Annotated in this window: 21 protein-coding genes; 10 read left to right on the top strand and 11 right to left on the bottom strand. The window is 45.5% G+C overall.

The features are described 5' to 3' along the window. Window positions 1–161 precede the first annotated feature (161 nt). On the top strand, window positions 162–875 hold the full coding sequence (gene torR / locus AACQ21_RS11490) for a two-component system response regulator TorR (protein WP_013857070.1): 714 nt from the start codon (window positions 162–164) through the stop codon (window positions 873–875). Between the two features lie 134 nt (window positions 876–1,009). On the opposite strand, the gene elyC is transcribed toward torR, so the two are convergent. Beyond that, window positions 1,010–1,834, bottom strand: a complete 825-nt coding sequence (elyC, locus tag AACQ21_RS11495) for an envelope biogenesis factor ElyC (RefSeq protein ID WP_105977435.1) — start codon at window positions 1,832–1,834, stop codon at window positions 1,010–1,012. A gap of 88 nt (window positions 1,835–1,922) precedes the next feature. Between elyC and cmoM the strand changes: the two genes are divergently transcribed. The 4 genes from cmoM to mukB are packed head-to-tail and all read left to right on the top strand — an operon-like array spanning window position 1,923 to window position 9,220. Beyond that, on the top strand, window positions 1,923–2,714 hold the full coding sequence (gene cmoM, locus AACQ21_RS11500) for a tRNA uridine 5-oxyacetic acid(34) methyltransferase CmoM (protein ID WP_010319458.1): 792 nt from the start codon (window positions 1,923–1,925) through the stop codon (window positions 2,712–2,714). Window positions 2,715–2,716: 2 nt separating this feature from the next. Continuing rightward, the gene (mukF, locus tag AACQ21_RS11505) at window positions 2,717–4,054 is read left to right on the top strand and encodes a chromosome partition protein MukF (RefSeq protein WP_017044661.1); all 1,338 of its coding nucleotides are present in this window, start codon (window positions 2,717–2,719) and stop codon (window positions 4,052–4,054) included. Beyond that, complete coding sequence (gene mukE, locus AACQ21_RS11510; RefSeq protein WP_017044662.1) at window positions 4,035–4,766, top strand: chromosome partition protein MukE; 732 nt, start codon at window positions 4,035–4,037, stop codon at window positions 4,764–4,766. Before mukF ends, mukE begins: the two co-directional genes overlap by 20 nt. After that, window positions 4,763–9,220, top strand: a complete 4,458-nt coding sequence (mukB, locus tag AACQ21_RS11515) for a chromosome partition protein MukB (RefSeq protein ID WP_105977436.1) — start codon at window positions 4,763–4,765, stop codon at window positions 9,218–9,220. Before mukE ends, mukB begins: the two co-directional genes overlap by 4 nt. Before the next feature lie 79 nt (window positions 9,221–9,299). Here the strand turns inward: mukB and AACQ21_RS11520 are convergent, their stop codons facing one another. From AACQ21_RS11520 to AACQ21_RS11545, 6 genes are all read right to left on the bottom strand, one after another. Continuing rightward, on the bottom strand, window positions 9,300–10,277 hold the full coding sequence (locus tag AACQ21_RS11520) for an alpha-L-glutamate ligase-like protein (protein WP_105977437.1): 978 nt from the start codon (window positions 10,275–10,277) through the stop codon (window positions 9,300–9,302). Between the two features lie 2 nt (window positions 10,278–10,279). Further along, on the bottom strand, window positions 10,280–11,785 hold the full coding sequence (locus AACQ21_RS11525) for an inactive transglutaminase family protein (RefSeq protein ID WP_105977438.1): 1,506 nt from the start codon (window positions 11,783–11,785) through the stop codon (window positions 10,280–10,282). 14 nt (window positions 11,786–11,799) lie between these two features. After that, window positions 11,800–12,552 (bottom strand): ATP-dependent zinc protease family protein, encoded by a 753-nt coding sequence (locus tag AACQ21_RS11530; protein WP_105977439.1) that lies wholly within the window; start codon window positions 12,550–12,552, stop codon window positions 11,800–11,802. 139 nt (window positions 12,553–12,691) lie between these two features. Next, window positions 12,692–13,663: a tRNA 5-methoxyuridine(34)/uridine 5-oxyacetic acid(34) synthase CmoB gene (cmoB, locus tag AACQ21_RS11535; protein WP_105977440.1), complete on the bottom strand. Its 972-nt coding sequence runs from the start codon at window positions 13,661–13,663 to the stop codon at window positions 12,692–12,694. Window positions 13,664–13,758: 95 nt separating this feature from the next. Beyond that, window positions 13,759–14,502, bottom strand: coding sequence for a carboxy-S-adenosyl-L-methionine synthase CmoA (gene cmoA, locus AACQ21_RS11540; protein WP_017044667.1), 744 nt, complete (start codon window positions 14,500–14,502; stop codon window positions 13,759–13,761). Between the two features lie 100 nt (window positions 14,503–14,602). Then, window positions 14,603–15,469, bottom strand: coding sequence for a DUF72 domain-containing protein (locus tag AACQ21_RS11545; protein ID WP_105977441.1), 867 nt, complete (start codon window positions 15,467–15,469; stop codon window positions 14,603–14,605). 276 nt (window positions 15,470–15,745) lie between these two features. Between AACQ21_RS11545 and aspS the strand changes: the two genes are divergently transcribed. After that, on the top strand, window positions 15,746–17,521 hold the full coding sequence (gene aspS, locus AACQ21_RS11550; protein WP_047690909.1) for an aspartate--tRNA ligase: 1,776 nt from the start codon (window positions 15,746–15,748) through the stop codon (window positions 17,519–17,521). Window positions 17,522–17,641: 120 nt separating this feature from the next. Next, on the top strand, window positions 17,642–18,220 hold the full coding sequence (locus AACQ21_RS11555; protein ID WP_026027614.1) for a thymidine kinase: 579 nt from the start codon (window positions 17,642–17,644) through the stop codon (window positions 18,218–18,220). A gap of 84 nt (window positions 18,221–18,304) precedes the next feature. Here AACQ21_RS11555 and AACQ21_RS11560 read toward each other — a convergent pair whose 3' ends face one another. Genes AACQ21_RS11560 through AACQ21_RS11570 form a run of 3 tightly spaced genes read right to left on the bottom strand, consistent with a single transcriptional unit; the run spans window position 18,305 to window position 20,683 of the window. Continuing rightward, window positions 18,305–18,937: a YdcF family protein gene (locus tag AACQ21_RS11560; protein ID WP_105977442.1), complete on the bottom strand. Its 633-nt coding sequence runs from the start codon at window positions 18,935–18,937 to the stop codon at window positions 18,305–18,307. After that, window positions 18,930–19,760: an NAD(P)H-binding protein gene (locus tag AACQ21_RS11565; RefSeq protein ID WP_105977443.1), complete on the bottom strand. Its 831-nt coding sequence runs from the start codon at window positions 19,758–19,760 to the stop codon at window positions 18,930–18,932. Before AACQ21_RS11565 ends, AACQ21_RS11560 begins: the two co-directional genes overlap by 8 nt. Window positions 19,761–19,792: 32 nt before the next feature. Then, on the bottom strand, window positions 19,793–20,683 hold the full coding sequence (locus AACQ21_RS11570; RefSeq protein ID WP_105977444.1) for a LysR family transcriptional regulator: 891 nt from the start codon (window positions 20,681–20,683) through the stop codon (window positions 19,793–19,795). Window positions 20,684–20,779: 96 nt separating this feature from the next. Here AACQ21_RS11570 and AACQ21_RS11575 point away from each other — a divergent pair, with 96 nt between their 5' ends. Further along, entirely contained in the window at window positions 20,780–21,223 is a 444-nt protein-coding gene (locus AACQ21_RS11575) for a PACE efflux transporter (RefSeq protein ID WP_013857051.1), read from the top strand. Window positions 21,224–21,286: 63 nt separating this feature from the next. Here AACQ21_RS11575 and AACQ21_RS11580 read toward each other — a convergent pair whose 3' ends face one another. Further along, a complete protein-coding gene (locus AACQ21_RS11580; RefSeq protein ID WP_010318620.1) occupies window positions 21,287–21,520 on the bottom strand; it encodes a TIGR02647 family protein in 234 nt (77 codons plus the stop codon). Between the two features lie 302 nt (window positions 21,521–21,822). Between AACQ21_RS11580 and focA the strand changes: the two genes are divergently transcribed. Together focA and torE are read left to right on the top strand one after the other, a co-directional pair. After that, on the top strand, window positions 21,823–22,677 hold the full coding sequence (gene focA, locus AACQ21_RS11585; RefSeq protein WP_105977445.1) for a formate transporter FocA: 855 nt from the start codon (window positions 21,823–21,825) through the stop codon (window positions 22,675–22,677). Window positions 22,678–23,317: 640 nt separating this feature from the next. Beyond that, window positions 23,318–23,494, top strand: a complete 177-nt coding sequence (gene torE, locus AACQ21_RS11590) for a trimethylamine N-oxide reductase system protein TorE (RefSeq protein ID WP_010318622.1) — start codon at window positions 23,318–23,320, stop codon at window positions 23,492–23,494. Window positions 23,495–23,612 lie beyond the last annotated feature (118 nt).

Here is a 23,612-nt window from a genome sequence, read left to right on the forward strand (position 1 = left end):
AAGTTAATGGATGTCTGGAAGGTTGTTTTGAATCAATAAACTCTCATCTTTCTTAATTTTAAAAGTGATACGACTAGAATTATGACTATTTATGAATAGAATGGCTTTGTACAGAATCTCGAGCCGAGGTTTGAACATTTCTATAGAGTAAAGTGGTGTAAATGAGCTATCACGTATTAGTAGTTGAAGATGATGCAGTCACTCGCAGCAAGCTAGCTGGATACTTTCAAAGCGAAGGTTATATGGTAACGCAAGCGGAAAGCGGTACTCAGATGAGAGATGCTTTGAAAAACAGCGCGATAGATCTGATTATGCTAGACATTAATTTACCCGGTGAAGATGGTTTAATGTTAACGCGTGAGCTACGCAGCCAATCTGATATTGGCATCATATTAGTGACAGGGCGCACGGATAGCATTGATAAGATTGTTGGTCTTGAAATGGGGGCCGATGATTACGTAACGAAACCTTTTGAATTGCGCGAGTTGCTGGTGAGAGTGAAAAACTTGCTGTGGCGGATCTCGACCGCAAAAAACAAACTGAATGAAGAGAGCGGTGTATCTCACAATGCGAATTTAGTGCGCTTTAGCGAGTGGACCTTTGATATCCAGCGCCGAGCGCTGAGCCGTAATGGTGAGCCCGTAAAACTGACCAAAGCGGAATATGAGCTATTAGTTGCCTTGTCGTCATATCCGAATCAAGTCCTTAGCCGTGAACGTATTTTAAATATGATCAGCCATCGTGTGGATGCACCTAACGATCGAACGATTGATGTACTGATTCGACGCATGAGGGCGAAGATGGAGTTTGATCCCAAGAATCCGCAAATCTTTGTGACTGTGCACGGTGAAGGTTATATGTTCGCTGGTGATTAGCTGAGTGGTCGCGTGTGTAAAATTGGCGTTGGGCCGTGCCTTTTTTCCTATTTTATTCCTATGATTTTTTGTAGCCGCGATTACTAAGAAAAACGGAGCACATAAGTGGCTCCGTTTTGGGTTGAATATAATAGCTAATTGCTATTGATGCCTAACTCTGTATCGCCATGCCCGGACGCCCAATCACGTAAGTCTTGCCACAGCAGCCCTAACGTTTCATACCAGTAACGCTCAGTTTGTTCTAAATAACGTGCTCGAGGAGCGTATTTTTCCCAAGGTTGCTCAATATTCGTTTGCGCTAAGAAATTGGTTGGCGCAGGTATTGGGTCAATACCTGCAGAATTAAACTCTTTTAACGCTCTTTCCATATGACTGGCTGATGTTACCAAAACAAGCCTACGCTGTTGGACAAAGGCGGCGGCTTGTCGTGCTTCTTCCCAAGTATCTTTAGCTGTTTCTAGCAAAATAATATCGGATTTACTCACTCCAAGCGCTAGGGCCACCACGGCTAGCATACGCGCATGGCTAAATTCTGACCCGCCAGAGTAGCCTGATAAAATCAACTTTGAGCCGGGGTACATACGCATGACACGTATGCCTTCGTTTAGGCGTACCAACGCAGTGCGGCTGAGTTCCGAGGTCGGCGGGATTTGGTCATCCACTACGTGGCCGCTACCTAAAACCATCACATAATCGATGGTGCCATCTACGGGGAGAAAAGCCGAGTATTGTCTTTCCAAAGGCATTAACATCCGGGTTGCAAAGGGTTGGAAAGAGATAAGAAATATCCCCACTAAAGAGAAGAGGACAAACATACAGCCAGTCTTACGTCTGACGGTGAACATTATGAGCATTAATCCAACAAAACCGAGGATTAGCATCGCCGGAAGAGGCATTAATAATGAGGAAACAACTTTTTTCAGCTCAAACATATACAAAATAGTCCGAAAAAACACCACTTGATAATAAAAAGGAACAAAGCCCCTTTATTCCTGCCATTCCTATGACAGAATAGCAGCACGATTCGCTATCATAACTCAAGCCACTGTGACTGAAGACCGGAATTTCGACGATATTGCCCACAAATTTGCAAAAAACATATACGGCTCTGACAAAGGTGAAATTCGTCAAGTCATTGTTTGGCAAGATCTTGAGCAACTGCTCGCTTTGTTGAGCAACCACCCAAAACCTTTGCAAGTGCTTGATGCTGGCGGCGGTTTGGCACAAATGTCACAAAAAATAGCCAAGCTTGGACACCAAATCACGCTGTGTGATTTATCCTCGGAAATGCTCCAGCTAGCCGAACAAGAGATCCGCAAAAATGGTCTGCTTGAGCAGTATCGGTTGGTACATTCCCCCGTGCAATCCATCCAATCGCACCTTAGTGCGCCAGTGGATGTGTTGTTGTTTCACGCAGTGATGGAATGGTTAGCCGAGCCAAAACCCGCATTGCAGAATTTGTTAGCTCAAGTTAGGCCAGGTGGTATGGCATCAATCATGTTCTATAACCATCATGGCTTGGTGTACAAAAATGTTGTCTGTGGCAACATTCCCCATGTATTGGAGGGCATGCCGCATCGCAAGCGGTTTAAGCTCCAGCCTCAGCAAGGGCTAAAACCTGAAGAAGTGTATCAATGGATCGAAGAATCAGGATTTGAGATTTGTGGAAAATCGGGCATCCGATCATTCAGTGACTATATTGGGAATGTGAAAAATATGGGTGACTACCAATATGAAGATGTACTGGCACTCGAACAACAATTATGTAGACAAGAGCCGTACCTCTCGCTAGGTCGATACATTCATGTATGGGCGAAAAAGAAAATAGAGCAGGAATAACAATGAGTGAGATGACTCAGAACGCTGCACAGCAACCTATTGATGAATTGGTTGGTTGGGTAAAGCAGCATGATTTCTCATTGAACCTGACGACAGAACGACTGGCGTTCCTTATTGCCATCGCAGTATTGAGTAACGAAAGGTTTGATGAAGAATTAGGTGAAGGTGAGTTACACGATGCGTTTGCCATCGTAACTCGCTTATTTGAAGAAACTGGTGAAGCCTCGGCGTTTCGTGCCAATAATGCGATCAATGAGTTGGTAAAACAGCGCTTAATGAGCCGCTTCACCAGCGAGATGACTGATGGCGTTAGCATTTACCGTTTATCACCGTTGGCTATTGGTATTACGGACTATTACGTCCGTCATAGAGAGTTTTCCAAGCTGAAGCTCTCAATTCAGCTTTCTATGGTCGCCGATGAAATGGCCAAGGCGATTGAAGCCGCGAATAAAGGTGGTACTCCAGGGCATTGGAAAAAGAACGTCTACGGCGTATTAAAATACTCGGTAGGGGAAATTTTTGATCGTATCGATTTAAACCAACGTGTGATGGATGAGCAGCAGCAATCAGTCAAACTGCAAATCGCAGAGTTGCTGAATAAAGATTGGCGTGAAGCGATCAACAACTGTGAATCGTTATTGTCTGAAACCTCTTCAACGCTGCGTGAACTACAAGACACTTTACAAGCGGCGGGGGATGAGCTGCAAACGCAAATTTTGGATATTCAAGAATTGGTTTATGGCGAAGCCGAACTCGAATTTATTGAAGAAATCCTGTTTGGATTACAGATGAAACTTGATCGCATCACCAGTTGGGGACAACAGGCGATCGATCTCTGGATTGGCTACGACCGCCATGTCCATAAATTCATTCGTACCGCCATTGATATGGACCAAAACCGAGCGTTTAGCCAGCGTTTACGTCAATCACTCAGCGACTATTTTGACGCGCCTTGGTATCTCACTTATGCCGATGCTGAGCGTTTAACCGACCTGCGTGATGAAGCTCTCGTCTTAAGAGATGATGAGGTGATGGGGCAAGTGCCTCCAGAAGTGGAGTACGAAGAGTTCCAGCAAGTCAATGATGAGCTCTCCTTGCGTATCGGCAGCATGCTCAAAGGTCATAAAGATCAAGGGATGCCAATTGATTTAGGACGAGTACTGAGAGACTACCTCGCCACTCATCCCCATACACATCATTTTGATTTAGCTCGAATTATTGTTGATCAAGCGGTGAGGCTTGGCTACTCAGAGCAAGATTACCAAGCTATCCAACCTGACTGGCAAGCGATCAACGATTTTGGTGCAAAGGTACAAGCAAATGTCATCGACAGATATTAATGAATACATGCCAGAAAATCTGGCTAAAGCGATTTCAAATCCTTTATTTCCTGCGCTAGATAGCCAGCTTCGAGCTGGGCGTCATGTTTCTAGTGATGATTTGGATAATCACACCTTCTTATTGGATTTTGAGCCCGATTTAGCGCTGTTTTACCAACGCTATAACACCGAATTAGTCAAAGCGCCGGAAGGCTTTTTTTACCTGCGTCCTCGCTCTACTGCTTTAATCAATCGTAGCGTGCTGTCTGAGTTGGATATGTTGGTCGGCAAAGTGCTCTGTTTTCTTTATTTGAGTCCTGAACGCCTTGCGCACGAAGGCATCTTTACTAATCAAGAATTGTACGAAGAGCTACTGTCTCTGGCCGATGAAAAAAAACTGATGAAGCTCGTCACCAACCGAGCCAGCGGTTCAGACTTAGACAAAGAAAAGCTGTTTGAAAAAGTGCGTACCTCATTGCGTCGTTTACGTCGTTTGGGGATGATCATCCATTTAGGTGATACCAATAAATTCCGCATTAGCGAAGCCGTATTTCGTTTTGGTGCCGATGTGCGTATTGGTGACGACATGCGTGAAGCACAACTGCGTTTGATCCGCGATGGTGAAGCGGTTGTCCACGCCCAAGAGCCGAATCAAGGCAGCTTGCTGGATAACGAAGACGAGATTGAAGAACAAAATGTTAACGAGCAAACAGAATGGGAAGGTGAAGCATGATTGAGAGAGGTAAATATCAATCGCTAACCATGATCAATTGGAACGGCTTTTTTGCTCGTACTTTTGATATTGATGGATTAGTTACCACCTTGTCAGGCGGTAACGGTGCGGGCAAATCGACCACCATGGCGGCATTTATCACCACCTTGATCCCAGATCAAAGTTTGCTCCATTTTAGAAACACCACCGAAGCGGGCAGCTCACAAGCGTCTCGCGATAAAGGCTTATACGGTAAACTGCAAGCGGGCGCATGTTACGCCGCGTTGGATGTAGTGAATTCACGCAAACAGCGTTTACTGTTTGGCGTTAAGCTACAACAGGTGGCGGGGCGCGATAAAAAAGTTGATATCAAACCGTTTGTGATTCAAGGCTTGCCAAGCCATGTCAAACCAACCGATGTGCTGATTGAAAACGTCTCAGACAACCACGCGCGCGTGCGTCAACTCAATGAAGTGAAAGAGATTGTCGCGAAAATTGAAGGGGCGCATTTTAAAGCGTTTAGCTCCATTGTCGATTATCACGCGCAGATGTTTGAATTTGGCGTGGTGCCGAAAAAACTGCGTAACAGTAGTGACCGTTCAAAATTCTATCGCTTGATTGAGGCTTCTTTATACGGCGGTATTTCTAGTGCCATTACTCGCTCGTTGCGTGATTATCTATTACCACAAAATGGCGGAGTGAAGAAAGCATTTCAAGATATGGAATCGGCGTTACGTGAAAACCGCATGACGTTAGAAGCGATCAAAACCACGCAAGCGGATCGCGATCTCTTCAAGCACCTGATTACCGAATCGACAAATTACGTGGCCGCGGATTACATGCGCCACGCCAACGATCGCCACAATAAGCTAGAGCAAACGCTCGCGTTGCGTAACGAGTTGTTCGGCTCTCGCCATACATTGATTGAGCAAAATCGATTACTCAATCAAGTTCAAGAAGAGCTTGAACTGCTGTTAGAGCAAGAATCTACCTTAGAGCAAGATCACCAAGCCGCTTCTGATCACTTGCAACTGGTGCAAAACGCACTGCGTCAGCAAGAGAAAATTGAACGCTATCAAGAGGATTTGCAAGAGCTCACTATTCGCCTTGAAGAGCAGATGATGGTGGTGGAAGAGGCGCAAGAGCGCGTCATGATGGCTGAAGAGCAAGCGATTATCTCTGAAGATGAGGTCGATAGCTTAAAGAGTCAACTGGCCGATTACCAACAAGCATTAGATGTTCAACAAACGCGAGCCTTGCAATATCAACAAGCCGTACAGGCGCTCGATAAAGCCAAACAGTTGCTAAATGATGATCAGTTAACACCAGAGCGTGCCCAAGCGCAGGTTTCTGATCTCAAGCATCAGCAAGACGCTAACACTACCACCTTATTAGCGTTAAAGCATAAATTGGACATGTCTTCGGCCGCAGTCGAACAGTTTGAGCAGGCACTGCAACTGGTGCGTAGTGTAGTGGGTGAGGTGCCTCGTCACGATGCCGCTCAGCATGCAAAAGCCATCATGCAGCAAGCGCGTAACGCCCAGCAAATTAGCCAAAATGAAGCACAGTGGTATGCGCAGCAGCGAGATCTGGAACGTCGCTTAAATCAGCAGCAAGTGGCGCGTCAGTCCGTGGCTGAATACCAAAAGCAACACCATATTGACTTGCACGATGAGCTAACACTAGAGCAAGAACGCGAGCGCCACGCCGCTCTGATTGAATCGCTGGAATATGAACAAGAAGCGCTACGTGAACAGCGCAGTGAGCAGCGCCGTACCGAGCAAGATAAACAGGCTGAAATTCAACGACTGGAATCGATCGCTCCGACTTGGATTGCTGCTAACGATGCATTGCATACCTTACGCGAACAAAGTGGTGCAACATTAGAAAATAGCCAAGCTGTGATGACGCAGATGCAGCAAGTGCTTGAGCAAGAAAAAGCACAATCAATCGCTAAAGATAAGCTGGCAGAACGTCGCGCGCAGCTTGAAAACGAAATCGAACGTTTGGCGTCCCCAGGTGGTTCAAATGATCCTCGCTTGAAAGGATTAGCGGATAGCTTAGGTGGCGTTTTACTGTCTGAAATTTACGATGACATCACGATTGACGATGCACCTTATTTCAGTGCCATGTACGGCCCAGCTCGCCATGCGATTGTGGTTTCAGATTTATCTGGCATCAAAGAGAAGCTAGTAGAGCTTGATGACTGCCCAGAAGATCTGTACATCATTGAAGGGGATGTCGATGCCTTTGATGACAGCTCGTTCAATGCTGACGAATTGGAAGGAGCGGTATGTGTTCAGCTCAATAACCGCCAAATGCGTTATTCTCGTTTACCTGAGATCCCACTCTTTGGCCGAGCTGCGCGCGAACAACGTTTAGAGTTACTGCGTAACGAGCGCGAAGAAGTGGTGGAAGAGCACGCAAAAGCGGCGTTTGATTCACAAAAACTGCAACGTCTATACCACAGCTTTAACCAATTTGTTGCTTCACACATCCAAGTTGCTTTTGAAGCCGATCCAGAACAAGCGTTGCAAGCGGCACGTGAGCAACGCAATCAACTGGTCCGTGTATTGGCTGAATTGGACGCAAAAGAGCAGCAGCAGCGCAACCAGTTACAGCTGAGCAAACACGCGTTAACGATGCTCGATAAGCTGGCTCCTAACATGTTGCTCATTGAAGATGAGGCATTGCAAGCACGTTTCGATGAAGCTGAGCTGAACATTAATCAACTGGCGGAAGCGAAAGCGTTTTTAAGCTCGCACGGTAAAGCCATCGCGGAGTTAGAGCAGCTTGCTTCAGCGCTTGAGGTTGACCCGCAGCAATTTGATGCACTCACTGCACAATATCAGCAAGCGGATCAGGCTCTTCAGACATTGAAAGTGCAGATCTTTGCACTCTCAGACGTAATTGAACGCCGCCACTATTTTATCTATTCCGATTCGGTTGCTCTGCTCAGTAAAAGTAGCGAGCTAAGTGAGCAGCTCAAAAACAAATTGGTTGAGGCAGAAAGCGCCCGTACCCGTACTCGTGATGAGCTCAAACAGGCTCAAAGCCAAATGAACCAATATAACCAAGTACTAGCAGCCTTAAAAAGCTCGCATCAAGCTAAGTTGGAAACGGTTCAAGAGTTCAAGCAGGAGCTACAAGAGTTTGGTGTGCATGCCGATGAAGGTGCGCAAGAGCGTGCTGAACGTCGTCGTGATGAATTGCAACAGCGTCTGCATGCCTCACGTACCCGTAAGAGCGAGTATGAACGTACACTAACCGCAACTGATCTTGAAATGAAAGCATTAGTTAAAAGGTTGAAAAAGGTGCAGAAAGATTATCAAGATCTACGCACATTTGTGGTGAATGCAAAAGCAGGGTGGTGCTCTGTATTACGTTTGGCGCGTGATCACGATGTTGAGCGCCGCTTGCATAAACGTGAGCTGGCGTATCTATCGGCCGATGAACTGCGTTCCATGTCGGATAAATCGTTGGGCGCGCTGCGTTTAGCGGTGGCAAACAATGACGACCTACGCGATGCACTGCGTTTGTCGGAAGATAACGCACATCCAGAACGCAAAGTCTTGTTCTACATCGCCGTGTATCAACATTTGCGTGAGCGTATTCGCCAAGACATCATTCGCACTGATGATCCTGTTGAAGCGATTGAAGAGATGGAAGTGGAGCTTGCGCGTCTAACTGAAGAGTTGACTCAACGTGAAAACCGTTTAGCGATCAGTTCTGAATCGGTGGCCAGCATCATCAAAAAAACCATTCAACGTGAGCAAAATCGTATTCGGATGCTCAACCAAGGTTTGTCTAACATTAACTTTGGTCAGGTGAAAGGCGTTCGCCTTAACGTGAAAGTACGCGAGAGCCATGAAATCCTACTCGCGGGATTATCTGAAAAACAGAGTCAGCATAAAGATCTGTTTGAGAGTACTCGTTATACCTTCTCCGAAGCGATGGCGAAATTGTTCCAGCGTGTTAACCCGCATATCGATATGGGGCAACGTTCACCGCAAGTATTGGGTGAAGAGCTATTGGATTACCGTAACTACTTAGAGTTGAGTGTTGAAGTAAATCGCGGATCCGATGGCTGGTTGCAAGCGGAATCGGGCGCGTTATCGACTGGTGAAGCGATTGGTACTGGGCAGTCTATTTTATTGATGGTAATTCAAAGTTGGGAAGAGGAATCTCGTCGTCTACGCAGTAAGGACATCGTTCCATGTCGTTTACTGTTTTTAGATGAAGCGGCGCGTTTGGATGCCAAATCCATTTCAACCTTGTTTGAACTGTGCGAGCGTCTGGATATGCAACTTTTAATTGCTGCGCCAGAGAACATTAGCCCTGAGAAAGGCACGACTTATAAATTAGTGCGCAAAGTGTTTAAAGATCACGAACACGTTCATGTGGTCGGTCTACGGGGTTTTGGTCAAACTGAAAAACCAAAATCAGAAGCACAGCAGATGGCCGAAATGCTATAAGCATCGCCTCCATCGCTAATAAAAAAGCCCAATACTCCTGATAGAGATTGGGCTTTTTAGTGATTAAATTGGGTGAGAGTTACTCGCTTACCTCACCTGAACCGAATTGCTTTGCGGCATAAGCCACGCGTTCTTCGGGGCTAGGGTAGATAAGTTGCGATCCTAAACTTTCGATATGCTGCAAACGTGGCAGCAGCCCTGCGCCATTGGCTATCTGGATAGCAAGCCCAGGGCGAGCGTTAAGCTCAAGTACCATTGGTCCTTCTTCTTTATCCAACACCATGTCGGTTCCCATATAACCAAGGCCGGTCATTTCCCAAGCGCTAGAGGCTAAGGTGAGTAGCTTTTTCCAATGTGGTACTTGCAGCGTTGAGAGCTCTTTGCCGGTATCTGGGTGCTCAGTGATGGGTAAATTAAACTGCACTGCTCGTACTGCTTTTCCTGTCGCAATATCAAGACCTACGCCAACAGCGCCTTGGTGTAAGTTGGCTTTACCATCAGAAGCCGAAGTCGAAAGGCGCATCATCGCCATGACGGGGTAACCTTTGAAGACAATAATGCGTACATCAGGCACACCCTCATAGCTAAAGCCTTCGAAACAATCGTCAAACTTAATTAGGTTTTCAACCACCGCCACATCATTTTTACCGCCTAGTGAAAATAGTCCGGCCAAGGCATTACTGATGTGGCGCTCAACATCTTGCTGGTTGATGGTCGCACCAGAAGGTTTAGTGTACACACCATCCTTGTGCGACATAATCACTAAAATTCCTTTACCACCGCTTCCGCGTGCAGGTTTTATCACAAAGCCCGGCCACTCTTTAACCATGGCATGGATCGACTTCACATCCGCTTGATTACTGATCACACCAATCAGTTTTGGCACAGTACAACCCGCACGCTGCGCAATCAATTTAGTTTGTAACTTATCATCAACCAATGGGTATTTTGAGCGATCGTTATAGCGACCAATGTAGCTATGGTTGCGCTTGTTCATGCCCATAATGCCTTTACGACGTAGCTTAAATGGAGAAGTGTATTCGGATAATGAAAACATCTTTACTCCTCGGCTAACGGTTTAAAACGGCGAAGTTCAGTTAAACGGTATCCAGTATAGGTCCCTAATAGCAGAATGGCAGCCAATACGATCAACTGTAAGCCAATAAAATTAAAGGTTAGGTGTTGGACATAAGAGTTAGTCATTGCTAAGTAGATTAAGATGGAAGTAAAGAGCGAGCCGCCACCTTGTAAAATCACCTCTTTTGCTCCTTCTTCTTCCCACAGAATCGACATACGTTCGATGGTCCAAGAGAGAATGATCATCGGGAAGAAGGTAATGGATAACCCTTCGGTGAGGCCGATCTTAAAGGCAACGACGGTAAAGACAGAGATGATGAGTATTACCGCAATGATGACCGCCGATATCCGTGCTACCAGTAGCAGGTTCAATTTCGATAAATAGCTACGAATGATCAAACCTGTTCCGACGATAAGCAGAAAGCCCACGATACCTGTCAGTAATTGAGTTTGAACAAACGCCACGGCGATCAGTACCGGCATGAAAGTACCTGAGGTCTTTAGCCCAATAATCACCCGCAAGAACACCACAATTAATGCGCCGATAGGAATCAACATGATGGTCTTGAACATCGCTTGCTCTTCAAGCGGCAAACTGTGAATAGAGAAGTTTAAGAGTTTGTCGGCCTCAATTTTATTATTGGTTGCCGTTTGAGGTGAAACATCTTGAGACAGCATAGTGAAGTGAACTTGGCTGTTTTGCCCACCCGTGACATCCAGCAGTGAAACGTTGGATTCATCCCAAACCAGTAGGTTAGGGTGGTTGGGCTGCGTACCTGTTTCAGGGTTAAAAAGTACCCACTGATCGCCATTCCATATTTCGTTCATGTGTTGAATCGTTTGACGGCGGCGACCATCTTCGAGCTGAATAACACCAACGACTTTATTGGGAATTTGAGAGTATGACAGCAGTTTTTGTGTGGCGTCCACTTTGCTCATTTTATTAAGCAGCAAAGAGGCGTTTTGGCTATCGGCGTCATTGAGATTTTTAATCAGTTCGCGGGTAAAAGTGATGTTATCAGCCGAGCGTTGATTCGCTCGTTCAATTAATGCGATAGCCGCTGCTTCTTCTGGGCCATCAAAGGTTGGCTTAACCACATCACCCATCGGGGGGATAGGGTCCGCTTTCGCTTGAGGATCGACTAAAAATTGGCTTTTGTAGTAAATCGTTTGTGGGCCAGTTGCTTTGCGGATTGACCACTCAACACGTTTGCCCGTGTCAGTAGTCACGTAAGCTACGCCATAACCTGGTGATGATGACGATTCATTGATCAAAGTATATCCATCTTGAGTATGAGGCGCAGCTAAAGAGACTTTGGCTTCTTTGCCTAACGCATTGAATTCAACACGTGCTTCAATATCCCAAATTTGGCGAGTTTCCCCGGGTGTCCATGGCACCCCGTAAGTTTGGTGGCGAACTACACTCAGTGTGATTCCTGCCACTATCAGCAATAAAACGGATAGATAAAATGGAACTCGTGACGTCATAAATGTCCTTGCTACTATTTAGTTTCGGTTTGGATATACTTGCGACTGACATCGACTAACGCGATATCACGAATAAACTCGCGGCCTAGAAGAATAGGATGGCTCATTTGAGAGCGATCAGCCAAGGTGAACTGTGCTTTTTCGTGAATACTGCCTAATTTTACCCACAGCTCAACAACGGCTCTGCGTTCCATCTCATCGTTGGTCGATTGGCGAATTTTAACGTAGCGAATAATAGGGGATTCTATCCAGTTCGTTTCATCTGTTGCTTTCTCACCATCGGAAAGATGAAAGCGCACCCAGTTTTTCCCATTACGTTCAAACTCTTCAATATCAATCGCATTGAGTGAAGAGGTGGCGGCCCCTGTATCAACTCGAGCATCAAAGGTTTGTTTGATCGAATCAATCGTGACTTTTTCGACTTCACCTAAAATGACGTCATAGCGTGATTTTTGAATAGAGGGTGTAGCGACTGGAATTATCACATCATCATTACTGGTTGCTTCTACACGTTTTTGTTGGGTATTGGTCGTGATCTGCTTAAGTTTTGTTAGTTTTCGATCGAGTTTTGATATTTGGTTTTCAAGGCTTTCAATGTAATCATTCTGGTTACTTAGCTGAAGCTCAAGGTTGGTCATTGTGTTGCTGAGGTTCGATTCGGAAGCTTGAATCGCTGCGAGGGTAGCTTGGTGGTATTGTTCACCATTGGTTAGAGTGCAACCTGACAGTAAGGCAATGGCAATGACGGGGGCTACAGACTTAAACATTTGCGACCTTATGTGTTTGTAATGAATACGGATAAACCGAAGTTTAGCTAACAAAATTTAGCTGATAAAAAAGGATGCGTACGGCATCCTTTGACAAGGGTAGTATTATACGCATAGCCAAGCGTTAAAACTGTGTCAATTATAGTTTTTTTGCTACCAAAATAGCGCGTCGTGGTGCGGGATACCCTTCTACGGTTTTACTTGGGTCGTTTGGGTCAAGATAGTCGGGTAATGAGTTGTGCGTCATCCATTGTGTGGTACGTTGTTCACCAACGGAGGTGACACTCTCATCAACGATACGCACGTCACCAAAACCACATTTTTCAAGCCACACTTTGAGCGCTTTTGCGGAAGGGAAAAAGTAGACGTTACGCATTTGTGCGTAGCGGTCGACAGGGACCAACACCGCATTTTCGTCGCCTTCAATAACCAGCGTCTCAAGAATCAATTCGCCCCCTGTGACCAACTGATTTTTCAATTGGATCAGATGATCTAGCGGAGAGCGGCGATGATATAGGACACCCATGCTAAATACAGTGTCAAAGGCGTTCAATTCAGGTAATTGTTCAATGCCTAGTGGCAGAAGATGAGCACGTTGGTCATCACCCAATAGTTTACGCACCGCTTCAAACTGCACTAAAAACAGGTGCGAAGGGTCGATACCCACACACAGGCGAGCACCTTCGCCAAGCATACGCCACATGTGATAACCATTACCACAGCCAACATCCAGCACGGAACGGTCTTTCAGCGGTGAAATGTGGGGCAATACGCGGTCCCATTTCCAATCGGATCGCCACTCAGTGTCGATATGGATACCGTGTAAGTGATAGGGACCTTTGCGCCAAGGATGAAAGGTTTTAAGCAAACTTTCTAGTTTCTTCTGTTCGCCTAACGTCAGCGGTGTGCTATTTGAGATAGTGACTGACTGCTTGAGCTCGATCAGCTCAGGTGTACCCGAGGGGATTTTATTTAACGCACGAACCCAGCGGTCAAAGTCGCCATGCTCTGCATTTTGCCAGTCCGTCAACTGTTGTGGCAAAACGTTTAGCCAAGGTTGAAGACGGGTATCTTGAGCGATCAGTTGATAAAAATTGGCAAAGTTAAACATGCAAAGCGTATTCCTAGATGAGGTAAAAAGATCCTAGATAAATGGCTGGTCAGGTTTTGGGCCTTCTAGGGGAAAAAAGCCAAAACGGCATTCTATTATTTAATGGCGAACATTGAACCAAAGTTGAAACACTGGAACCACACTTCATAACTTGAAAAGCCAATTTTTTTAAAGCGAGCTTTATGTGTTGTGATGGAGTCTGGGCGCATCACATTTTCAATCGCACTGCGTTTTTGACTGATCTCTAATTCGCTGTAACCATTGGCTCGCTTGAAATCATGGTGAAGGTCAATGAGCAGATCATGCGCCGTTTCATCTTCAAAAATGTACTTTTCAGATAAAATCAGTATGCCACCGGGGCGAAGACCCACGTAGATTTTTTCAAGCAGTGCGAGCCTATCTTCTGGCGATAGAAATTGCAGCGTAAAATTGAGCACCACCACTGAGGCATCATGAATTTCAATCTCACGGATGTCGGCTTCAATCACCTCGACAGGCGTATCCGACCGATAGGCGTTAATGTGCAATTTACAACGCTCAACCATAGCAGGCGAATTATCAACCGCTACAATTTTACAACCTTCTTGGTGAATATGACGACGCATCGAAAGCGTAGCCGCCCCTAAAGAGCAACCCAGATCATAAATAGTAGAGTGTGGCTTAACAAAGCGCTCAGCTAACATGCCGATTGCAGAGATAATATTGCTGTACCCCGGCACAGAGCGCTGAATCATATCAGGGAAGACTTCAGCAACTCGTTCATCAAAGGTGAAATCACCAATTTTATCGATTGGAGCAGAAAAAATGATGTCTTTATGATGGCTCATAATGTACCTCATGGCGATGCGTAAAAAGCAATGCTGACCGTCGCGCTACCTTAAAAAAGGCGCACATTCTAAGAGAAAAGTGTGCGCGTGTCATTAACCTCGCACGCGATCATCAAAATAGGGTGATTTGGTGCTGGTCATCTTGGGCTGGAAATGTTGTCAATGTAGGTAATGTGAGTCGTTGTTGCAGCTGTTGGTATAGTTCGACGGCTAATAATGGGGCTTCAATATTGTCTGGCGTGTGGACCATAAGATAAGGTTGTTTTCCTTGTTCGATCCAATGTGGCAGTTTGGTCATCCACGCTTCAAAAAAGGGGTAATTGGCCTCTAATTCTGGGTGGCCGATAAAACGGATCATCGGCGTTTGTGCCGTGGCAATGGCGTGAACAGGGACTTTAGGTTTCTTTTTCTGAGCATCAATGATGACGTCGGTCGTCGGTTTGGCCGAAAAGATAGGACGACTATCCATAATGATTCGATCAATCGACGATTCAACTAACCATTGATTAAGCGCTTTTTCAGCTTCTCCCTTAGCAAAAAACTCAAGGTGCCGCACTTCAACACTCAGTGGAAAACCTGCGGGAAAATAGGCGCAGAATTTTTTCAACTGCTCTAAGTGCTGTGGGCCAAAAGTAGCTGGCAGTTGGATGGTCCATAATCCAACACGAGAGTGCAGAGGCTCCATGAGCATCATAAAATCTTTTAACTGATCTTGGCAGCCAGTGAGCTTATGTTCGTGGGTAATAGCTTTGGGCAGTTTGAACGTAAACCGAAAATCATCATGAGTGGCGGCGCGCCAGTTCTGCACTGTGTTCATGGAAGGTGACGCATAGAAAGTAGTGTTGCCTTCTACGGTATGAAAAACCCTCGCATACTTTTCAAGACGCTGCGCAGCAGGCGTTCCTGCGCCGTAAAACGTACTTTGCCAGCCCGCGTGTGACCACATGGTAAGGCCGAGTCGCAGTGGTAAATTCATCATACTGACCTTTCATCCATTACTAAAAATAAATACTCTACGAGAGTTTTGATGATTTTGGTATTTTAACGCTATAATCAGCCGCAATTTCTCAGCGGTGTTGCTATTTTGGTTGATTATTGATTTAAAAAGCAGCAACCCTTGATAAAACACAACAAATTGTATTCTGGAAGGTCGATTTTGCACATCTTTCAGCGTATAAATGGAACTTTGCGCTGCTCAGATAATGACGCTGAGCGGCTTAGAATTGATAACTAATTAGAGATTGGGAAATTCATTATGCGTAGCCATTATTGTGGTCACCTGAACAAGTCCCTCGCAGGACAAACTGTGGAGTTGTGCGGCTGGGTTAATCGCCGTCGTGATTTAGGCGGTCTTATCTTTATTGATATGCGAGATCGTGAAGGCATCGTTCAGGTGGTGGTTGATCCAGATATGGCGGATGTATTTGCAGTAGCTAACCAACTGCGTAATGAATTCTGCATTAAGCTCACTGGTGAAGTACGCGCGCGTCCAGAAAGTCAAATCAATAAAGAGATGGCGACTGGCGAAGTAGAAATTCTCGCGAGTGGGATTTCTATTATCAACCGCAGTGATGTTTTACCACTGGATTTCAACCAAAAGAACTCAGAAGAGCAACGTCTAAAATATCGTTACTTAGATCTACGCCGTCCAGAAATGAGTGATCGTATTAAGCTGCGTGCTAAAGCGTCTAGCTTTGTACGCCGCTTCCTTGACGAACACGGTTTCCTCGATATTGAAACGCCAGTTTTGACGAAAGCAACGCCGGAAGGGGCGCGTGATTACTTAGTGCCAAGTCGTGTGCACAAAGGCAGTTTCTATGCACTTCCTCAATCGCCACAACTGTTTAAACAGTTGCTGATGATGTCAGGTTTTGACCGTTACTATCAAATCGTAAAATGTTTCCGTGATGAGGATTTACGTGCTGACCGTCAACCAGAATTTACTCAAATCGATATTGAAACGTCATTTATGACGGCAGATCAAGTGCGTGAAGTGACCGAAAAAATGGTTCGCAACATGTGGCTAGAACTACTAAACGTTGATCTAGGCGATTTCCCTGTGATGCCATACAGCGAAGCGATGCGTCGCTATGGTAGCGACAAGCCGGATCTGCGTAACCCACTGGAATTGGTTGATGTTGCAGACCTTGTAAAAGATGTGGATTTCAATGTTTTCTCTGGTCCAGCTAATGATGCTAAAGGACGCGTTGCGGTTATTCGTGTTCCGGGTGGTGCGGCATTAACTCGTAAGCAAATTGATAGCTACGCTGAGTTTGTTGGTATTTATGGCGCGAAAGGTTTGGCGTGGATGAAAGTCAATGATCGCGCTGCTGGCTTAGAGGGTGTTCAATCTCCGGTCGCGAAATTCCTTTCGGCTGACATTGTGGAAGGTATTTTACAACGCACTCACGCTGAGTCTGGCGACATCATTTTGTTTGGTGCCGATAAAATAAAAGTGGTGACTGAAGCCTTGGGTGCGCTGCGTTTGAAATTGGGTAAAGATCTGGCGATCACCAATGAAAATTCATGGGCTCCACTATGGGTTGTTGATTTCCCAATGTTTGAGGAAGATGACGAAGGTAACTTGCATGCTATGCATCACCCATTTACCGCGCCACTTAACTTAACCGCGCAAGAGCTGCAAGCCAACCCAGCGGTTGCAAATTCAAATGCTTACGACATGGTATTAAACGGCTATGAAGTGGGCGGTGGCTCGGTGCGTATTCACAATGCTGAAATGCAATCTGTGGTGTTTGATATTTTAGGTATCGATGCGCAAGAGCAACAACTGAAATTTGGCTTCCTATTGGATGCGCTGAAATTTGGTACACCACCACACGCAGGTCTTGCATTCGGTCTTGACCGTTTGGTGATGCTGTTGTGTGGTACGGAAAATATTCGCGATGTGATTGCCTTCCCTAAAACAACCGCAGCCGCTTGTTTGCTAACGGATGCACCGAGTCTGGCTAACCCAGCGTCGCTCGAAGAGTTGGCGATTGCGGTGACGGTCGCAAAAGAAAAAGCGCAATAAACGCAACGGTAACAGGGTGGCGAAAGTCACCCTCTTTTTTGCCCCCGCGTAGGGTTATCCTTTTTTATTTGAGTGAACCTTGTTCTCTCGCCAATTGACTTAGTGACAGGAATCTCTCTTTTGGCTCAAATGTATTTCTATTACTCTGCGATGAATGCAGGTAAATCAACCACTCTTCTACAATCTTCTTTCAACTACCAAGAGCGTGGTATGACGCCCGTGATCTATACCGCCGCCATCGACGACCGTTATGGTGTTGGTAAAGTAAGTTCAAGAATAGGATTGGAATCAGACGCCCAGCTTTTTACCGCTGAAACGAATTTGTATGATGAGATCAACGCACTGCACGAGCAACAAAAGCGTCACTGCATTTTGGTTGATGAGTGCCAATTCTTAACCAAAGAGCAAGTCTATCAATTGACTGAAGTGGTCGATAAAATCGGCATTCCGGTACTGTGCTATGGCTTGCGTACCGATTTCTTAGGTGAGCTATTTGAAGGGAGTAAATATCTACTTTCTTGGGCCGATAAGCTGGTGGAATTGAAAACAATTTGTCATTGTGGCCGTAAAGCGAACATGGTCATTCGCACCGATGAACATGGTGTGGCGATTGCCGAAGGTGATCAAGTCTCTATTGGTGGTAACGATAAATACGTGTCGGTATGTCGTCAGCACTATAAAGAAGCCTTGGGTAAGTAAATTCATTACTTCTGCGCCTTGAACAAATTATTCGATAGGGAGGTTTAAGCCTCCCTATCTATTTTGTATGCTCCACAACTTGTGTTACCACTCAAATTGACTCAGAACTTGGTAAGCAAGTGTCACATCGTCTGGGATCGGTTGCTCAATCTGAAATCCTTGTGCTGGGTAGTCGCGGACTCGCACAAAATCGTCTAATAGCGCACTCAGTACAACATCAACGGTGAAATCCTCATCAAGATAATCGAAAAATGTCTCTCCGCTAGAGGTCACCATCAATGACTCAAATGGGGCGGGCCACTGCTGAACAAATGTGGCGTAGGCACGACGTTCCATGAAGGGTTTCTGAACCACAATAAATCGTTGCGCAGTGATCGATTTTTCTACCAATAGATGGTGACTAAATCGTACATTTTCTCCAGAGTGAGTCGCCTCTTTTTCCAGTAAAATCGCGTGGGTTGGTACGCCACAATCTTTGGCTATGTCAGCAAAGGTTTCTGCTTCGCTTTTAGCAAATTTACCCTCAGTAAAACGCCCTTGTCCGCCAGAGAAAAGAAGGTAGGGAGCCAGATTTTGTTGGTACAAATGAGCAGCATACTCAGCCACGCGCAAATCATTGCTGCAAAACACCATAATGATATCGGCCGCGACGAGCTCATGCTTCATCTGCATGTACTGCCACAAGGTTTCAATGTGTTGGTAGAGATGTTTACTCATTCAGTGCCAGTGCCTCTAACGTGTGTGAATAATGAAATTGATAGCCCAATTGGCTCAGCTTGTCGCTTAAGATACGTTTGTCTGCAATATCGACAATTGGCGGCAATGGTGAGTCTAGCTCGGCGGCCGCCAACGCGGCTTGATAAAACTCAGCTTTACTCACGGTTTGTGGTGTGGTGGCGTTAACGACCTGTTTGGAGAGTTTTTCGCTGGCAAAAATCAGTGCACCAATGGCGTCTTTTTGATGCAACATATTAGCTGGTGCAAGCTTGCTGACTTGCGCCAAACGCGCTGCAAATCGTGAGGGATGACGTTTTGGTCCGATCAAGCCACTACAGCGTACAATGACATAATCCAGCCCTGAATCGATAACGTGTTGCTCGGCTTGCAACATGATTCGTGCTCCTTCACTGAAGTTTGAGTCATTTTGCGCCAGTGACAAGGAGGCATCCTGTTCACTCATTGGTTGTGTAATGTCAGGATAGACGCTGGTTGAGCTGACCATGACTATTTTACGCACATTAGCCAGCTTTGCTTGCGTGACTAAATGCTGCCACTGCTGCGCATACTCTTGCCCTCTTCCCTTGCGAAAACCGGGTGGAAAGCTGCCTATCACAATCTCACTTTTTTGAGCAATAAAATGCTGCGATAAGCTTTGGTCGCGCAGAGAAAGATCGCACACAAAGCCTGTGATGCCATGTTGCGTTAACTCAAGCATTCCTGCCGTTTGGGTGCGGCTGGCGTAGACTTGGTGGTTTTCGGTAAGAGCTTGCGCTAGAGGAAGGCCTAGCCAACCTGCGCCAATGAGGGTAATGGTGCTCATAAAATGTACATCCTGTATTGATTGTATGCCGATCAGGCATCGGTGAGTGGGCTAAGCTGGCGCAACAACTGCCTGACCATTTTATGGATAGGATCGGCGCTCATGCGCTGGTGCTGAATGACATCAATGTTGGTATACCAAGCCAGCTGTTCAAACTCAACAGGGACACGCACTAATTTCCCCATCGCTTGTTCACTTTCGGCTAAATAGCTTGGCAGCAAACACCATCCTAAACCGCTTAACGCCATCTCTAATAATAGATAGTAGTTATCGGCGTACCATATCTCGGGGCTAAAGGCTTGATGGAAACTGCTGGTTTTATGGCTGCGTGAGCGGATAACGAGTTGGCGATGCAATCTTAGCATATCGATATGGGGCGCTTGATGCTGAGCCAATTCATGCTCTGCGGCCACATAAACATCAAAACGGATTGAACCGACATTTTCAAAATCAAGGTTATTCGGTAAGGCCAATTCACTGAAGATGATCCCACAGCTAGCGCGCCCTTGTTCCACCATCTCAATCACATCGGTACTTGATGCACTTAAACATTCAATTTCAATGTGTGGAAACTGTGTGGCTAACTGTTTGAATAAATGGGTTAACCCTTGTAACGGGATCCCTTCATCCATCGCGAGCGAAAGCTGTTGATTGGGTGATGAAGCAAGCAGTTGTGCTTGTTGCGCTAAGCGTTGATGTTGCTGCAACGTCGCTTGCGCATACGGTAGAAGTCGCTCGCCTTGCGCGGTTAATCGTGGATAACGGCCGGAGCGATCAAACAGTTCTACGCCGCAATCAATTTCTAAATTGATGATGTGTTGGCTAACGGCCGATTGACCTTTGCCCAACTGTCTTGCCGCGCCGGCGAAAGAGCCACTCTCAACGGTTGCGGTGAAGGCTTGCAACTGATCAATACTCAACATATCTCATTTACCGATACTATCTAACTTTTTAGTATCTTCAATATAGATGAAAATGAGTCCATTCAACACCTCAGACGAAGAATAAAGAGGAGAAAAATGATGTCAATGAGAGAGCTGTCGATGAAAGAGCGCCTTTTCCATGCAATAACGTTTGAAGTGACCGCATTAGCGTTAATTATTCCAATCTCCGCATTGGTGACAGGGCAGGGAACGGGGGATTTAGCCATGATAGGTATTGGTTTGAGCCTATTTGCCGTAGCGTGGAACTATCTATACAACGTTTTGTTCGACCGAGTGTTTGGTACCAACCGATTAGCGCGTACGGTTAGCTTACGCTTGTTACACACGACCGGTTTTGAAGGTGGGCTCGTCTTTATTTCTATTCCGGTGATCGCTTGGGTTTTAGACGTATCGATGTGGGATGCATTGATTTTGGAAGCTGGGTTTCTGACCTTTTTCTTTATCTACACCACACTGTTTAACTGGGGATATGATCGAATTCAGCCCTATCAACGTTGGATTGAGCGAATGGCCAAATAAAGAAGGGCGGTTTTTAAGGGGACAAGGCAGCCAGCAGAGTCATGGCTGCCTTTGCAGGCTAGATTAAGAGTTCAAAACGCGCAGCACGCGCTCTGCATGCTCGGCCACTTCGATGCCTTCATCCGTCAAATAGCCACCATCAGGTAATGTACACAAACCTTTTTCGTAAAGACGTTGAACGGCGGATTGCATGTCGTCAGACGCATCATTACGGACTTTAATGCCAGTCGCAGCGCTGCTTAAATCAAATTGGAGGAGTAGATTGAGCTCGGCGATATTTTGTTGAGTAAATTTCATCTCGACACCTATGTAGTGAATGATTTTTTGTCACCATAGATGGCGGCGCTGTTGGCTGCAATCAGTTGTTGTAAGAAATGTTATCTGCAACCAAATTGGGGATATTTCACACAGTTATATTCATCATTGGTTTGCAAGAGAGTGGCTATCTATAGACGCTGGATATGGGCTATCAATAAATTTTTATGATTTTCATCACGCTAAACACATTTTTTGTAAACATAGAAAATAGCTCTTGAATTGTCATAGGAATGGAGCGATTATCCGCGCCTTATATAACTTGTTTCAAAATGTTACTTGCCATGAACTTAAACCAATTTGATTCCCTATTGCCACCGCAAATGGCAGAGCGCGCCGCAGAAACTGGCGTTGGAAAAGCGACGAAAGATCCGATGAAGTCTTTCCTTCTTGCCATTTCTGCTGGCATTCATATCGGTATTGCTTTCGTTTTTTACACTACAGTGACGACAGGAACTGGCGATATGGCTTGGGGTCTGAGCCGTTTTATCGGCGGCTTTGCGTTTAGCTTAGGTCTTATTCTGGTGGTGGTCACCGGTGGTGAGTTATTCACTAGTTCAGTGCTGACTTTGGTTGCACGTGCGAGTGGCAAAATTTCTTGGAGCATGTTGATTAAAAACTGGGTCATCGTCTATTTTGGCAACCTTGCTGGTGCGCTGATGCTTGTCGCTTGTATGCTAGTTTCCAAACAATATATGTTTGATGGTGGCCAAGTTGGCCTCAATGCGATGGCCATTTCTCAGCATAAATTGCACCACGAGTTTATGCAGGCAGTAGCGCTTGGCATTATGTGTAACGTGTTGGTGTGCGTGGCGGTCTGGATGACTTTCAGTGGTCGTACCTTGACTGACAAAATTATGGTGATGATTTTACCTGTCGCCATGTTTGTCGCCGCGGGTTTTGAGCACTGCATCGCTAATATGTTCCAAGTTCCGATGGCAATTGGTATCAAATATTTTGCACCCGCTGAGTTTTGGCAGATGACGGGTGCCAATATTGCCGACTACGCAGACCTTAACTTAATGGGTTTTTTGATCAATAACCTATTACCCGTGACGATTGGCAATATCATCGGTGGGGGGTTTTTTGTTGGCATTTGGTACTGGTTAATTTACCTTCGAGATGGATCTCACGAATAACTCCTTATTGAAGAGATGATCTTAGAAGCGGCTTTAAGGGCCGCTTTTTGTTGTCATCTCTAAACCATCACCTTAGGTGGTGTTGACTGCTTCTGCTAGTGTTTATTCACTATTTATACCTTTAAAACAGCTTATCCACATTTTCTGTGGATAAGCTGTTTTAAAGCCAGTGTGTAAGATCAATTCTATCAAGAAGTGCACAAAAACCCAGCAGTGGGCAGTGCATCATGCACTGAAGTGGGGCGAATATAATACCGATTCCTGAGCGGTGATCGACATCTAACCATCCCTCATCTTATTAACAATGGCGTTACATTTCGGTTGTCATTTGAGCGTTTTGCGGGAAGAAATTCGCACCTCAATCCTATCTTGCAATTCATTTTGTTTCTTTTTTGTTTCTTGTTTAACGTTTGTGAAAAGAAATTAAATTGATACAACTACTCACATTTCTATACATAAATTCTTAATCAAACACAACTCCGTGCGAGCTCAAAAAAGTAGTGGATTCCTTGCTATATAAGGTAGGAATCGATTGAACCCTACAAAGAGTATGGTCTAACATTTCGTATCAGAAATGGTAATAAGCTGAGCTCTGTCGTCGAGCTGCTCAAAATGACTGAAATACAAAACAGGCAAATGTATGAGTGATGTTAATAAAATAGAGAGTAATGAGAAACGTTCGCTTGAGTGGAAGTCTTTCCTCTTAATCACAGTGGTTCTCTTTCCGATCTTAAGTATCGCCTTTGTCGGCGGTTATGGATTCATTGTTTGGATGCTGCAAGTGTTCCTCTTTGGTCCTCCTGGTGCGCACGGTTAATTCCACGGTTCACCCGTAATCCTTTTGATCGAAAATTTAAGAGAGCGAATCATGAAATCATTGTTAGTCAAAATTTGGCGCACTATGACTCGTCCAGCCGTGCACATCAGCCTTGGTG

It is taken from the genome of Vibrio sp. V01_P9A10T6, from assembly GCF_963877065.1.
Lineage (GTDB): Bacteria > Pseudomonadota > Gammaproteobacteria > Enterobacterales > Vibrionaceae > Vibrio > Vibrio anguillarum.

Bases quoted from the DNA above. Each gene is read 5' to 3' on its own strand.
- torR (WP_013857070.1), top strand. From the start codon at position 162: ATGAGCTATCACGTATTAGTAGTTGAAGATGATGCAGTCACTCGCAGC.
- mukF (WP_017044661.1), top strand. From the start codon at position 2,717: ATGAGTGAGATGACTCAGAACGCTGCACAGCAACCTATTGATGAATTG.
- mukE (WP_017044662.1), top strand. From the start codon at position 4,035: ATGTCATCGACAGATATTAATGAATACATGCCAGAAAATCTGGCTAAA.
- mukB (WP_105977436.1), top strand. From the start codon at position 4,763: ATGATTGAGAGAGGTAAATATCAATCGCTAACCATGATCAATTGGAAC.
- AACQ21_RS11520 (WP_105977437.1), bottom strand. From the start codon at position 10,277: ATGTTTTCATTATCCGAATACACTTCTCCATTTAAGCTACGTCGTAAA.
- AACQ21_RS11525 (WP_105977438.1), bottom strand. From the start codon at position 11,785: ATGACGTCACGAGTTCCATTTTATCTATCCGTTTTATTGCTGATAGTG.
- AACQ21_RS11530 (WP_105977439.1), bottom strand. From the start codon at position 12,552: ATGTTTAAGTCTGTAGCCCCCGTCATTGCCATTGCCTTACTGTCAGGT.
- cmoB (WP_105977440.1), bottom strand. From the start codon at position 13,663: ATGTTTAACTTTGCCAATTTTTATCAACTGATCGCTCAAGATACCCGT.
- cmoA (WP_017044667.1), bottom strand. From the start codon at position 14,502: ATGAGGTACATTATGAGCCATCATAAAGACATCATTTTTTCTGCTCCA.
- AACQ21_RS11545 (WP_105977441.1), bottom strand. From the start codon at position 15,469: ATGATGAATTTACCACTGCGACTCGGCCTTACCATGTGGTCACACGCG.
- aspS (WP_047690909.1), top strand. From the start codon at position 15,746: ATGCGTAGCCATTATTGTGGTCACCTGAACAAGTCCCTCGCAGGACAA.
- AACQ21_RS11560 (WP_105977442.1), bottom strand. From the start codon at position 18,937: ATGAGTAAACATCTCTACCAACACATTGAAACCTTGTGGCAGTACATG.
- AACQ21_RS11565 (WP_105977443.1), bottom strand. From the start codon at position 19,760: ATGAGCACCATTACCCTCATTGGCGCAGGTTGGCTAGGCCTTCCTCTA.
- AACQ21_RS11570 (WP_105977444.1), bottom strand. From the start codon at position 20,683: ATGTTGAGTATTGATCAGTTGCAAGCCTTCACCGCAACCGTTGAGAGT.
- AACQ21_RS11575 (WP_013857051.1), top strand. From the start codon at position 20,780: ATGATGTCAATGAGAGAGCTGTCGATGAAAGAGCGCCTTTTCCATGCA.
- AACQ21_RS11580 (WP_010318620.1), bottom strand. From the start codon at position 21,520: ATGAAATTTACTCAACAAAATATCGCCGAGCTCAATCTACTCCTCCAA.
- focA (WP_105977445.1), top strand. From the start codon at position 21,823: ATGAACTTAAACCAATTTGATTCCCTATTGCCACCGCAAATGGCAGAG.
- torE (WP_010318622.1), top strand. From the start codon at position 23,318: ATGAGTGATGTTAATAAAATAGAGAGTAATGAGAAACGTTCGCTTGAG.